The sequence below is a fragment of the Pseudomonas sp. Marseille-Q1929 genome (genome assembly GCF_017316265.1).
Taxonomy (GTDB): domain Bacteria; phylum Pseudomonadota; class Gammaproteobacteria; order Pseudomonadales; family Pseudomonadaceae; genus Aquipseudomonas.
Map to the genome: position 1 here is coordinate 91,934 of NZ_JAFLWU010000014.1, position 13,478 is coordinate 105,411.

At 62.8% G+C, this 13,478-nt stretch carries 7 protein-coding genes; 2 read left to right on the forward strand and 5 right to left on the reverse strand.

Annotated elements, in window-relative coordinates; translation table 11 throughout:
* Positions 1-39: 39 nt before the first annotated feature.
* Positions 40-1,767: an autotransporter assembly complex family protein gene (locus J1G37_RS16655; RefSeq protein ID WP_207043461.1), complete on the forward strand. Its 1,728-nt coding sequence runs from the start codon at positions 40-42 to the stop codon at positions 1,765-1,767.
* The gene (locus tag J1G37_RS16660) at positions 1,767-5,438 is read left to right on the forward strand and encodes a translocation/assembly module TamB domain-containing protein (RefSeq protein WP_207043463.1); all 3,672 of its coding nucleotides are present in this window, start codon (positions 1,767-1,769) and stop codon (positions 5,436-5,438) included. Before J1G37_RS16655 ends, J1G37_RS16660 begins: the two co-directional genes overlap by 1 nt.
* A gap of 115 nt (positions 5,439-5,553) precedes the next feature.
* Here the strand turns inward: J1G37_RS16660 and J1G37_RS16665 are convergent, their stop codons facing one another.
* From J1G37_RS16665 to J1G37_RS16685, 5 genes are all read right to left on the reverse strand, one after another.
* Positions 5,554-8,052 (reverse strand): fimbria/pilus outer membrane usher protein, encoded by a 2,499-nt coding sequence (locus J1G37_RS16665; RefSeq protein WP_207043465.1) that lies wholly within the window; start codon positions 8,050-8,052, stop codon positions 5,554-5,556.
* Positions 8,053-8,137: 85 nt separating this feature from the next.
* Positions 8,138-8,881, reverse strand: coding sequence for a molecular chaperone (locus tag J1G37_RS16670; RefSeq protein WP_207043467.1), 744 nt, complete (start codon positions 8,879-8,881; stop codon positions 8,138-8,140).
* Between the two features lie 71 nt (positions 8,882-8,952).
* Entirely contained in the window at positions 8,953-9,540 is a 588-nt protein-coding gene (locus J1G37_RS16675) for a fimbrial protein (RefSeq protein WP_207043469.1), read from the reverse strand.
* Between the two features lie 98 nt (positions 9,541-9,638).
* On the reverse strand, positions 9,639-10,286 hold the full coding sequence (locus J1G37_RS16680) for a response regulator (protein WP_207043471.1): 648 nt from the start codon (positions 10,284-10,286) through the stop codon (positions 9,639-9,641).
* A gap of 6 nt (positions 10,287-10,292) precedes the next feature.
* A complete protein-coding gene (locus tag J1G37_RS16685) occupies positions 10,293-13,460 on the reverse strand; it encodes a hybrid sensor histidine kinase/response regulator (protein ID WP_207043473.1) in 3,168 nt (1,055 codons plus the stop codon).
* Positions 13,461-13,478 lie beyond the last annotated feature (18 nt).

Here is a 13,478-nt window from a genome sequence, read left to right on the forward strand (position 1 = left end):
GTTCAAAGAAGCTCCCCGGCTCGTGTAGCATCCCCGCCTATGAAGTTTCCAGGAAGATTTACCAGCGGCTTGATTCTGCTGTTCACAAGCTGCGGCGCCTTGGCGCAAAGCGAACTGGACGTGCGCATCAAACCCTCAAACGACGCGTTGAAAGCCAACATCGAAGGCTATATCGGCGGGGTGGGCGATCGTGATGAAGAAGCGTTGCTGCGGTTCAGCCGTGGCGCCGAGGAGCAGGCGCGTAAAGCGGCCCAGGCCTTGGGCTTCTATCAGCCACAGATCGAGAGTGACGTGAAGGGCGGCAAGAACCCGCGCCTGATCCTCACCATCGACCCCGGCGAGCCGGTACATTTGCGCAACGTGACCATTCGGGTGGACGGCCAGGCCGCCAACCTCAAGGCGTTTCGCGTGCCCACCAGCGACGACCTCAAATCCGGTGCTGTGCTCAACCACGGCCATTACGAAGACGCCAAGCGTCTGATCCAGAACCAGGCCTCACGCTACGGCTTTTTCAGCGGGCGCTTTACCAGCCAGAAACTGGCAGTGGACCCGCAGGCAGGCGTGGCCGATATCGAACTGATCTACGACAGCGGCCCGCGCTATACCTTGGGCCAGGTCAACTTCAAGGGCGACACGCCGTTTGATGACGAACTGCTGCAACGCATGGTGCCGTTCAAAAGTGGCGCCCCCTACGACTCCGAACTGATCGCCGAACTCAACCAGAACCTGCAAGCCAGCGGCTTTTTCGAAGGTGTGCGCGTGGACGCCGCGCCCGCCGCCTCAACCAATGATGTGATCCCGGTGGCTGTGCAGCTGGAAACCCGCAAGCCGCGCACCATGGGCCTGGGCCTGGGCTACTCGACCGACGTCGGCCCGCGTGGCAAGGCCAACTGGACCCGGCACTGGGTCAACCCCCAGGGCCACAGTTATGGCTGGGAAGCCGAACTGTCGGCGCCGCGCCAGAACGTCGGCCTGTGGTACGACGTGCCGCTGGACCCACCGCTCACCGACAAACTGCGCTTCGCCGGTGGTTACCAGAACGAAGAATTGGCCAACACCGACACTCTGAGTAAATTGCTCACCCTCGGCCCCGAATGGCACAGCAAGTTGCCCAGCGGCTGGACCCGGGTGATCTCGCTCAAATACCAGCGCGAAGAATACCGCCTGGGCAATGACTCCGGCCTGAGTAACCTGGTGATGCCGGGCATCAGTTATTCCTACCTGCGCAGCGACAACCGCATCGACCCGCATAACGGCTACCGCCTGCAATTTGATTCCAAGGTGGCCAAAGAGGGCCTGGGCTCCGACACCAACCTGCTTTACGGCACGGCCATGGTCAAAGGCCTGACCACCTTGTGGGACAACCATCGCTTCCTCGCCCGTGCGCAGGTGGGCGGCAGTGCCACCAATGGCTACAAATCGGTGCCGCCGTCGCTGCGTTTCTTTGCCGGTGGCGACCAGAGCGTGCGCGGCTACGAGTACCAGACCCTGTCGCCCGAGAACGACCGGGGCGACCGCATTGGTGGCCGCTACATGGTGGCCCTCAGTGCGGAGTATCAATATTCCATCGCCGAGAAATGGCGGATCGCAACGTTTATCGACCAGGGCAACTCGTTTAATACCCTGGAAATGCCCAGCTTGAAGACCGGCGTGGGCGTCGGTATCCGCTGGGTTTCGCCGGTGGGGCCGATCCGCCTCGACCTGGCGCATGCCCTCGAAGAACCGGGCGGCATTCGACTGCACTTTTCCATGGGGCCTGAGTTGTGATGCGTGGTGTGAAAATAGCGGGGCTGGCCGTGGTGGCGATCCTCGCCGGGCTGTTGCTGGCCCTGTGGGCGGTACTCGGCACCCAGGCGGGCAGCCGCTGGGCCTTGGGCCGTGTGCCGGGCTTGAGCGTGGAGAATTTCCAGGGGCATTTGGGTGGGCGTTGGAGCGCCGATCACCTGCTGTGGCAACGGGACAGCAGCCGCGTCGAGCTGAAGGCGCCGACATTGGATTGGTCGCCCGCGTGCCTGTTGCGCATGACCTTATGTGTCAACCAACTGGACGTGGAGCAGGTCAGCCTGCAATTTCCACCCAGCACCGAGGAGAGCAGTGGGCCGATCCAATTGCCCGAGTTGAAACTGCCCGTGGCGATCCAATTGGGCGACGTTCGCGTCGGTAGCCTGCTGTTCAACGGCAGCGAAGAACTCAAGGGCCTGCAACTGGCCGCGCACTGGACTGCCGCGGGCATGCAGATCGATTCAGTGCACCTGCAACGCGACGATTTGGTCCTGGACCTGGCGGGCCTGCTGCAACCCACTGGCGACTGGCCACTGAGCGCCACCGGTAACCTGAGCCTGCCTTACGCACCCGACGGCGCGCCCTGGACTGTCGCGCTGAAAGTCGATGGCGACCTGCTCAAGACCCTCAAGCTCGACGCCGACAGCAGCGGCTACCTGCCGGCCAAGCTCAGCGGCGAGCTGCAACCCTTGGCGGACAACCTCCCGGCCCAGCTGCACATCACCGCCGATGGCTTCAAAGCCAGCGCCGACCTGCCCGACACCCTGCAACTCAATCAACTGGACCTCACGGCCAAAGGCGACCTGAAAAGCGGTTACCAACTGTTGGGCAAGGCCGTGCTGCCTGCGGAAAAAGGCCCGGTGGACTTGCTGCTGCAAGGCCGTGTCGACGCCAAGGGCGCACAGATCGCCGGCCTTGACCTCACGGCCGGCGACAAGCAAAGCCTCAAGCTCAGCGCCCAACTGGATTGGCAGCAAGGTTTCAGTGCCGACGCCAAGATCGATTGGCTGGACTTTCCCTGGCACCGTCTGTACCCGCTGATCGACGAGCCGCAAGTCACGCTGCGTACCTTCAATGGTGAGATTTCGTACAAAGACGGCAACTACCTGGGCAACCTCAAGGCCGACCTCGACGGCCCGGCCGGCAAGTTCAACGTGGTCACGCCGTTCAGTGGCGACCTCAAGCAAATCTTCCTGCCCGAACTGAAGCTCACTGCCGGCCAGGGCAAGGCCGAAGGCCACCTGAACGTGCAGTTCGCCGACGGCATCGCCTGGGATACCGCGCTGGACCTGTCGGCGCTGAACCCGGCGTACTGGGTCGCGGAACTGCCCGGCACCCTTGCAGGGCCGCTGCGCAGCAAGGGCGAATTCAAGAACGAACAGCTCAAGCTGAACGCCGACCTCGACCTCAAGGGCCGTCTGCGCGGGCAAACCGCCGTGCTCGCGGCCAAGGCCGAAGGTGCCGGTGAACAATGGACCCTGGCCAACCTCGACATCCGCCTGGGCGACAACCGCATCAACGGCAGTGGCAGCCTGCAACAACGCCTGGCCGGGCAGATCGACATCAAGCTGGCGCGCCTGGCCCAGTTGTGGCCGCAACTGCGCGGGCAAATCAATGGGCGCCTCGACGTCGCCGGCAGCCTCAAGGCGCCGCAAGGCAAGCTCGGCCTCAAGGGCCAGCAACTGGCGTTTGCCGACAATCGTCTGCAAAGCCTGAACCTCGACGCCACGCTGGACAGCGCCCAGCGCGCGAAGATCGACCTCAAGGGCAGCGGCATTCAAGCCGGTGACACCCAGGTCGGTACCCTGACCGCCAGCGCCCAGGGCGACATCAAGAACCAGAAGGTCCAACTGGACCTCGCCGGTCCGCTGCTCAAGCTGGCCCTGGCGTTGGACGGCAATCTCGACAAAGGCAACTGGCGCGGGCGCCTGGCCAGTGGTGATGTGCAGGCCGGTGGCCAGGACTGGAAGCTGCAAGCCCCGGCGAAAATCGACTACATGGCCGACGGCAAGCTGACCTTCGCTGCGCACTGCTGGGTGTCCGGCCCCGCCAGCCTGTGCGGTGAAGACCAGCGCCTGATGCCCGAGCCGAAGCTGCGTTACCACCTCAAGCAATTTCCCATCGACAGCCTGGCGGCGTTTCTGCCCAAGGACTTCGCGTGGCAAGGCAAGCTCAACGCCGACCTGCAACTTGACCTGCCCAACAGCGGCCCCAAAGGCGTGGTCGCCGTGGATGCCAGCGGTGGCACCTTGCGCGTCAAGGACAAGGACCACTGGCTGGACTTCCCCTACGACACCTTGAAGCTGGAAACCACCCTCAACCCCAAGCGCATCGACACCCAACTGAACTTCCGTGGCGGCAAGCTCGGCGAGCTGACGGTGCAGGCGCAGATCAACCCGCTGCCGAAGAACAAGCCGATTACCGGCAATTTCAGCCTGGTCGGCCTCGACCTCGCCGTGGCGCGGCCGTTTGTGCCGATGGTGGAAACCCTCAGCGGCAAGCTCAACGGCAACGGGCGTATCACCGGTGGCCTGCTGGCACCTCAGGTCAACGGCAACATCAACCTGGTGGGCGGCGAGGTCTCCGGGCCTGAACTGCCCATCAGCCTTGAAGGCCTCAACGTGCAGGCGCTGATTGCCGGTGAGAGCGTGCAGCTCAATGGCGCCTGGCGCAGCGGCAAGGCCGGGCAGGGCAGTCTCAAGGGCCAGATCGACTGGGGCCGCGCCCTGGCGGTGGACCTCAGCCTGCAAGGCGCGCAACTGCCGGTGACGGTGGAACCCTATGCCGTGCTGGAAGTGGCACCCGACCTGAAAATCAGCCTCAAGGACGACAAACTGGCCATTGCCGGCAAGGTGCAGATCCCGCGTGGTGATATCACCGTGCGTGAGCTGCCGCCGTCCACCGTGAAGGTTTCCGATGACACGGTGATCGTTGGCAGACAGACCGAAGAAGGCAAGCCGGCGATGGCCATGGCGATGGACATTGATGTGGTGGTGGGCGAGGACAAGCTCAACTTCTCGGGCTTTGGCCTCACCGCCAAGGTGCAGGGCCATGTGCATATCGGCGACAACCTCGACACCCGTGGCGAGCTGTGGCTCAACGACGGCCGCTACCGCGCCTACGGCCAGAAACTCGACGTGCGCCGCGCGCGCCTGTTGTTCGCCGGGCCCTTGGACCAGCCGTACCTGGACATCGAAGCGATCCGCAAGACCGACGACATCATCGCCGGTATCCGCCTGAGCGGCAGCGCCGAGCAACCCACCACACAAATCTTCTCCGAACCGGCCATGAGCCAGGAGCAGGCGTTGTCCTACCTGGTGCTGGGGCGTCCGCTGACCACCACCGGCGAAGACAACAATATGCTTGCCCAAGCCGCACTGGGCCTGGGCTTGATGGGCAGCGCCGGGGTCACCTCGGACCTGGCGAAGAACCTGGGTATCCAGGACTTTGAACTCGACACCCAAGGCAGCGGTACGACCACGGCGGTGGTGGCCAGCGGCAAGATCACCGAGAAGCTCAGCCTGCGTTACGGGGTGGGGGTGTTTGAACCGGCGAGCACGATTGCGCTGCGGTATCTGTTGAGCAAGAAGGTGTATCTGGAAGTGGCGAGTGGTGTGGCCAGTTCCCTGGACATCTTCTACAAACGCGACTTCTAAGCCTTATGCAGTAAGAAAAAATGTGGGAGCTGGCTTGCCTGCGATAGCGATCTACCAGTCACTTAATCGGTGACTGATACACCGCTATCGCAGGCAAGCCAGCTCCCACAGTTGTTCAGTGGTGGCTTTGGGGTTGTGGCAGGCAGGTCAAGTTCACCCGCTCATAATTCAACGCCTTGTTGCGTTCTCCCAACGCATACGATGCCCGGCACTGCTGCTCACCCCACTTGATCACCAGCGTGCCCGTATCCTGCTCAACCAAGGCCAGCGCCTTGCCGTTGGGATCGGAAATCGCCATCTGCTTGCCCGCCGTGTCTTCCAGCGAAGCACCAAACGGAATCGGCTTGTGCTGTGCATCGAACAGTGCGAACTGCACACGTCGCCCGGTCTTGCTGACATACCGCGCCAACACCACGGCACCGCGTCGCGGCACCACTTGCTGGGTGGCGTTGTCGATCTCGATGTCGACCCCCAGGTCGCGGGTGTCGAGGCTGATCCAGTTGACCCGATAGGGTTGCGCATTGGGCACTACCGCATAGCCATTGCTGCCGGTCTTGGCCCCGGAAAAACTGCCGATCTTCACCCCGGTCACCCCTTCGACTTGTGCCAGCGCAAAGGTCTCGCCCACGGTTTGTCCCAGGTTGATCCCGCCGCCGTGACCCACCACCGAGCCGGCCACATTAAGGCTCTGCGAGTTGTAGCCACGGCCCTGGCTGTAACTGGCGCTGACATCCATCACCGAAGTGCGGGTGCTGAGGTTGGCCGAGCCCGTGCTGCCACCGCTGCTGCTGTTGCCGCCTTGCAGCGAGTAATAGGTGTCGCTGTCGTCGGTCAGGTAGCCGTTGACGCCCACTTGGGTGGTGTCGTTGTTTTTCTGTGTGCTGGAGGAGACAAACGCCCGCGGCGCGCGCGGGGTCGAGCCGAGCGGGAACGACAACGACAGGTTGACCAGGGTGTCATTGTTCGACGGCCCGGTGTTACCCACATCCTTGGTGTAGGTGGCACCAACGTTGTAGCTCACCTGGCCCCAATAGTTGCTGTAGCCCGCCGACAGGCTTTGCGAACCGCCACGGCTCCAGTAGCGCTGGTCGCTGGCATTCACATAGACGCTGCCCAATTGCTGGTTGCGGCCCAGGCTCTGGTTGACGGTGAGGTCGGTGCGGGTTTTCGAGTTGCCGGTGCGCCGTTGGCCGTCGCTGCTCAGTTCCTCGACGTGTTCGGTGAGGGTGCGATAGCCCTCGGTGGAGTAACGGTAGGCGGCGAGGGTAAAGCTGGTGTCGGTGCCGGTAAACGTCTTGGCATACAAGGCACGCAGGCTGTTACCCGTGACGGCCTGGCCGAAGGTGCGGCTGGCGGAGTGGGTCATGTCCAGCGACACGGCGCCGATCGGCGTGTTGCGCCCGACACCCACGGACATCGCCTGGAAGTCCTGGCTGGCCTGCACCCCGACGATGCCGGACAAGTTGCTGCTGATGCCGTAGGCCAGGGTGCTGCTGACAAACTGCGGCGACTGTTGCCCGTCGCTGTTGCTGTTGTATTGGCCTGCCGACAGGCTGTATTTGAGTTGGCCTTCGCGCACCATGATCGGCAGGCTGGAAAACGCCTGCACCGTGACCCGGCGGCTGCCATCGGCTTCGATCACGGTGATTTCAAGGTCGCCGTTGGAACCGCTGGGGTAGATGTCGCTGATCTCGAACGGGCCTGGCGGCACGTTGGCGGTGTAGAGGATGTAGTTGTTCTGGCGGATCTCCACGGTGGCGCTGGTTTGCGCGATACCGCGGATGATCGGCGCATAGCCGCGCTCGCTGTCGGCGCGCATGCCGTCGTCGGAGCCCAGCTTGACCCCGCGATAACGCACGCTGTCGAACAGGTCGGCGTCGGAGAAAATATCCCCGGCGCTGAACTGGCCCTTCAACGCGGTCACGTCGTGTTGCACGTAGCTGCGGTTGCTCTTGAACGTGCTCGGGCGGTCGGTGCTGCTGTTGAAGTTCGACTCGTTGCGCAAGCGCCAGCCGCCCAGGTTGATGCCATTGCGCAGGCCGAGGTTGTTGGACAGGGTGTTTTGCCCCTCGGTGCTGTTGCGGTTGCTGCTCAACTGGTAGTTGATAAACGCCGCCGACACGCCGGCATCCCACAGCGCCGGGTCCACGTAGCCACGGCGGCCGCGCTCCATGGCGATCTGCGGCACACTCACCAGCAGACGCAGGCGCGGCACGTCGTAGCGCATGCTGGCGCCGGGGATCAGGGCGGGCAGGTCGAGACAGGCATTTGGGTCATCACCGACGAGTTTGCCGCTGGCCTGTAGCTTGGCGATATCGACACCCAGCTGTTGCACCATGTCCAGGGTCAGGCAGGCCTCGATCCTGCCGTTGCCGGGGTTGCGGCGGAAGTCGATATCGCGACGGCCCACCAGGGTTTCGTTGCCATACAAGTCCACCCGGTAGTTACCGGGTAGGACGTTGCTACTGGCCAGCAGCGATTGCAGATCGACCGAGGAGGCCGCGCCTTGCAGAAAGGAAGTATTGAACTGTTCATCGCCTTCGGCCTGGCACGCGGTGCTGAAACCCAGGGCAACCAGCAGCGGCGACCATCCATTGCGCTTGATTAAAAACATGCAGGAACCCTATATCACCTCCGATACGAACTAACGGAGCGAAGAGAAATACAGTGAAAGTGCGTTTGCCAGAATGGCAGACGGGTTATGGCGATTCTTTATTCAACGTGGCGCGGCTGTCGGCGCTGCTTGAAAGTTGTGCGGTATAGCGGTCTTGCGCGCCATAGTCATTAATGCTGCTGAACAATAACGTTGGTGAACTGTCCCGGCTAAGTTGCTTGAGGTTGAACTCTTTTTGTTCGCCGGGGGCGATCATCATCGAATCAAAAGGGTGTTCTTTGACACCGCCGGCTTGCAGGGTGATTTCGGCAATCGACACGTGATACAGCCCCGGGTTGGTCACCACCAGCACCGGCTTGCCGGCACGTTCGGCCAGGCTCCACATCAGCTCGGTCGGTGCCAGGTAGGCCTCGTTCTTCATGCCCGCCGGGCGGAAGAACACTTTGATGCGCTGGCGCACGGCAAGCTGCAAGGTGTTCTGCACTTTCGACGCCTGAGGGATTTCCTGCACGTTGAGCCACACCACCGATTCACGGTCGGCGGGCATGCCTGCGCCTTCGTAGATGACCCGCAACAGTTGTTGCTCCAGGCCGTTGACCCGCGCCAGGGGCGGGGTGACGGCAAACGGTGCGTTCGGGGTGTTGTCGGTGTCGACCCATGACTGGATCAGCACCGCGTCGCCGTTGTTGCGCACGGTGCTACCGGCTTCCTTGTGGCTGCCGTCAAAGATCAGGCGTGTGCTGCTCAATGAAATGCCAGCGGTGGCCTGGCTGGCCGCGAGCAGGCCCAACAGGCCCATGCAGAGGGACAGGGAGTGACGTTTAAACATGATGACTACCGCGCTGTTTGATGAAAGTGCAGGGCCGCAAGGCCCTGCACTGCGCCTGGGGTTCGCGCGGTTTATTCGTATTGCAGGGTGAACGGCAGGGTGGCGTCGCCACGACCGGCCACAGCCGTTGCCGCATCAGCGGTGGTGACGTAGGCGGCCGAGAATTTCAGCGTGGTGTTGCTGTCTTGCAGGGTGTTTTCGATCTTCGCGGTGGCCGGCGTGCTCAGGTCGATAAGTGCGCCATTGGCGTCGAGCAGGGCGATACCGACGTTCTTGGCGGCGCCCAGGCCGTCGATCAGTTTCAGTACCTTGGTACCGGTCACAACGCCCGTGCCTGCGCCTTTGTTTGGTTCGAACAACATCGCCACTTTGGTGCCGGCGTTGCAGCTGATCTTCATGTCGAAGTTCTCGGCGCTCAGGGTGCCGCTGCCTTGCGGTGCGGTGGCGGTGCCCATGTCTTTGATCGACACTTCGCCCATGTTGACCGAGATGGTTTTGTTCAGGCCGACGCCTTCAACGGAGCAGGCATCGTTGTTGATGGAACCGGTGAAGTTGATGGTGCCGCTACCGGCTTTGGTGGGGGTGCCAGGTTCGGCGGCGAACGCATGGCCAGCGGCGAAGATCGACAGGGCCATCAGTGTCCGAGAAAGCTGTTTCATGTTGTTTTTCCATACAGGGAGTTGAAACAACACGATATAGCGCGGGTGTTTAGTTGGACATAAGACGATCCTTAGAAGCTAAAGTGTTTGACTAAGTGCTAGTTGAACAAGTTGCGCTCTATGCAATAAGCCAATAAGTCCCGGTCGCTGCTAACTTCCAACTTGCGCATCGCTGCCACTTTCTGGGTGCTGATGGTCTTGGCACTTCGGTTCAAGTTTCGCGCGATCTCGTTGACACTTTGCCCGCCCACGAATAACCGCAGGATTTCATGTTCCTTGGGCGACAACCGGGTAAAGCGTTCATTCAAGTCCGCGCCAGACTCGATCACTGATGTGGGCGCCGGCCCGCTGTTGCGAATCGGGTTGCCCCGGGCAATCGCCTTGAGCGCTGCCTGGATCTCGTCGTGCAATTGGTGCTTCTGGATCACCGCCAGCACACCGAGTTCTTGCAGGCGCGTCAGGATCAACGGGTTCGAAATCATGGTCAGCACCAGCACACGCACGTGGGGGAAGTGCCGCGTCAGGTACTCCACCAGTTTCAGTCCGTCACCGTAGGGCGAATCGCCGGGCATATTGAAGTCGGTGATCACCAGGTCCACGCGAGTGGACTCCAACAGGCTGATCAACGCGCTGGAGCACACGGCCTCGCCGACCACGCGAAAGCGCTCGTTGCGCTCGATCAGCTCCCTGACCCCGACCAGCACGATGGGGTGATCGTCTGCGATGACTACGTTGAGGATTTCCATGGGTGTTTATCCAGAGTGAAATGATTCGAGGGCATCAAGCAAAGCATTGAGCTGCGCGAGGTTCTGCCGGACTTCAAGGGCCAGGGCAGGGGTGATGGCCATGCCGGTCAAGCGGCACTCCAACGCGACAAACGCGGTGGCCATGCCAGCAGCCTGCACCGCGCCCAGGGCGCCAGCCATGCTGTGCAGGTGCTGGGCCACGGCGTTGGCATCGTTCAGGTTCAGCGCCGCCAGGGTGGTGTGGACGTCCTGGCGCAGCGTGCTGACAAACAACTCACGCATTTTCGGCGATAGCTGTGGCAGTTCGACGGGCGCTGGCAGGGCGATCTGGCAATGTTGCTCCAGCTGCGCGCGCAAGGTGGCCAGGTTCAGTGGCTTGACCATCCAGGCGTTCATGCCGACGGCCGCGCAGCGCTCGCCTTCTTCGCGCAGGGCGTTGGCGGTGATGCCGATAATCGGCAGCGTGGCGTCTTGCTGGCGCAGGGCTTCGGTCAATTGGTAGCCGTTCATCACGGGCATGTTGACGTCGGTGAGGACCAGGTCGAACCGCTCCGGCAGCCATTGGGCCAGGGCCTGTTCGCCATTGGCGGTCAGCGTCACCGCGCAGCCCAGGGCTTCCAGTTGTTCCTGGATGATCGCCGCGTTGATCGCGTTGTCTTCGGCCACCAGCACGTGCAGGTTGAGGTCGTGGTGCTTGGCCGACGGCGCGGGGCGGCTGGGGCTGGCACCTTGCTGCGCCAAATCAATCGCCCAGGCAATTGCACGGATGTCATGGGCGTCGACGGCCCAATCTGCCCCGGCGCGTTGCGCGGGGTTCGGCCCGCCGGGCTCGGCGATGACCCGTGGTCCCGGCCAGGGTGGGCTGTTGGCGGCGGGCAGCAGGTCCACCAGCAACGCCGCGTCGGGCGCGGGTTCCGCCGTCACGAGGCGGCTGTCGAGGCCGAGGCGGTTGAGCCAGCCCGTGACGTGCTGCGCCAGCTCGGCGACCGGCGCGCGTACGTAGACGGCGGGTGCACCTGCGCTGAACACGGGGCAGTCAGCCAAGTCGCCCGGCACCCCTGCCAACGTGAGTTGCAGGGTAAAGCTGCTGCCCAGCCCGGGCTCGCTGACCAGGTTCAACTGGCCGTGCATCAACTCACACAACCATTTGCAGATTGCCAGGCCCAACCCGGCGCCGGCCTGGCTGGTGGCATCGTTGACCTGATAGAACGGGTCGAACAGTTGTTGCTGTTGTTCCTGGGAAATACCGACGCCCGAGTCACTCACTTGCCACTGCAGGTCCACCTGACCGTCCCCCTGTTCCGCCACCCGCACGCGCAGCACCACGCGGCCGTAATCGGTGAACTTGATCGCATTGCTCAGCAGGTTGTTGAGGATCTGGCGAATGCGCAGCGGGTCGCCGCGCAGGCGGTTGGGCAGCGTTGGGTCGATGCAGGCATACAGTTGCAGCCCCTTGGCTTGGGCGAAGGCGCTGTAGGTGCGCACGCTGTCTTCGATCAGCTCCAGCGGGCAGAAGTCCTGGTGTTCAAGGGTCATCTGTCCGGCCTCGATCTTCGATACATCCAGCACATCGCTGATCAGTTGAAACAGGGTGGCCGAGGAGCGCTGGATGGTGTGCAGGTAATCCTGCTGGCGCGGGGCGAGTGGGGTGAGGCCGAGTAATTCCAGGGTGCCCAGCACGCCATACAGTGGGGTGCGGATTTCGTGGCTCATGGTCGCCAGGAAGCGGCTTTTGGCCTGGTTCGCCGAGTCGGCAGCGTGGCGCGCGTCTTCCAGGGCGGCGGCGTCTTCGACATGCCGGGTCACATCGTGCAGCGCACACAGCCAGGCATCCTGGCCCTGGTAACGGGTGGGCACAAAGGCCACGTGCAGGTGGCGGCCGTCGATCTCCAAGTGCGCCTGGCCAGGTTGGGTGGGTGGCTGTTGCTCGAGCAACTCGATCAATTGGCGGGTGTCGTGCCACTGTTGAGCGCGTTGGTTCTCCAGGAGTACGCGGTGATCGTCGCGGCGGATCACGCACAGCCCGGTGGGCGCGGTGTCGATCACCGCGCGGCCGAACGCTTCGCTCTCGGCGATGCTGGCGTGTGCTTGATGGGCGGGCAGCACCACCGCTGCGGTGTACCAGCGATTGACCACGCGACTGCAACCCAGCGCCGCCAGCACCAGGGCCACCAGGCACAGCAAGGGCCACAGCGCGAAGTCGAGGAAGCTCGCCATACTGATGACGTAGATCGCGGTCCAGTGCTGCGCGCTGGCGCTGGTCAGCTTGAACACCAGGCCGTCGCGGGTGAAGTTGACGCCTTCATGCAGCACCTGGCCAGGCTTGAGGGTGCCCGTCAGCACCGCGCCGGCGGGGGTGATCAAGGTGAACTCATCGTAGGTCGTCCACTGCATCAACCGCTCGATATTGTTGATTTGCGCCAGTTTCAGCAGCGAGGCCACGATCACCCGGGAATTGGCGCCCTCGATGTCCAGGGCGGTCGAAGCCAGGTTGATATCGACGTAAGCCAGGAGGGTGGGCGCACCGTTGTCATCCGCGTAGGGTTGCCACTGCACCTGATGCGCTGGCGCGTTTTGCCCGTTCGGGCGCGTGTTCAACGGGGCCATGGCCTCGACCAGCGCGCCGATCGCGATCTGCCCCGCGCCGCGCAAGCGCCCGGCGGCGGGCACGGTCACGTCGTAGTTGTCCGGGCCATTGAGCAGGATCACCTGGGGCGACTGGTAGTGCGACGCCGCCCAGAACGCGCTGTAGTAGGCGGAAAGGTAGGTGCCGAGGGCGAAGACCTTGGGGTATTGGTCGGCGCCGATCTTGTCCGGGTTGATCTTCAGGCTGTAGGGCAGGGAGAACGGCAGCCCGCGTCCTTCAAAGATATTCGGCCCTGCCTCGGGCAGCGGCTTTTGGATAAACGGCGGCAGCATGGTCGAGGGGTCCAGCTTGTCCTGGACACTTTCCCGCGAGATGTTCTGCAGGAAGACCTCTTGTTCCTGGATATTTTCCATCAGCCGCGCGAAGTGGAACTGAAAGGTATCGCGCTGTTCCTCGATCACGCGCTGCACCCCCAGGTAACTGATGCCCAGCAACAGCAGCACCAGGGCGCCGAGCACCATCAGGCCTTTGTTCAGGCGCAACGAACTGCGCGCCAGTTTCTCCAGGAAGGCGTTGGGATGGGGCATTAGCGGGGGCAGCCTTTG

Excerpts from the sequence above, each read along its gene's own strand:
- J1G37_RS16655 (WP_207043461.1), top strand. The coding sequence starts at position 40 with ATGAAGTTTCCAGGAAGATTTACCAGCGGCTTGATTCTGCTGTTCACA.
- J1G37_RS16660 (WP_207043463.1), top strand. The coding sequence starts at position 1,767 with ATGCGTGGTGTGAAAATAGCGGGGCTGGCCGTGGTGGCGATCCTCGCC.
- J1G37_RS16665 (WP_207043465.1), bottom strand. The coding sequence starts at position 8,052 with ATGTTTTTAATCAAGCGCAATGGATGGTCGCCGCTGCTGGTTGCCCTG.
- J1G37_RS16670 (WP_207043467.1), bottom strand. The coding sequence starts at position 8,881 with ATGTTTAAACGTCACTCCCTGTCCCTCTGCATGGGCCTGTTGGGCCTG.
- J1G37_RS16675 (WP_207043469.1), bottom strand. The coding sequence starts at position 9,540 with ATGAAACAGCTTTCTCGGACACTGATGGCCCTGTCGATCTTCGCCGCT.
- J1G37_RS16680 (WP_207043471.1), bottom strand. The coding sequence starts at position 10,286 with ATGGAAATCCTCAACGTAGTCATCGCAGACGATCACCCCATCGTGCTG.
- J1G37_RS16685 (WP_207043473.1), bottom strand. The coding sequence starts at position 13,460 with ATGCCCCATCCCAACGCCTTCCTGGAGAAACTGGCGCGCAGTTCGTTG.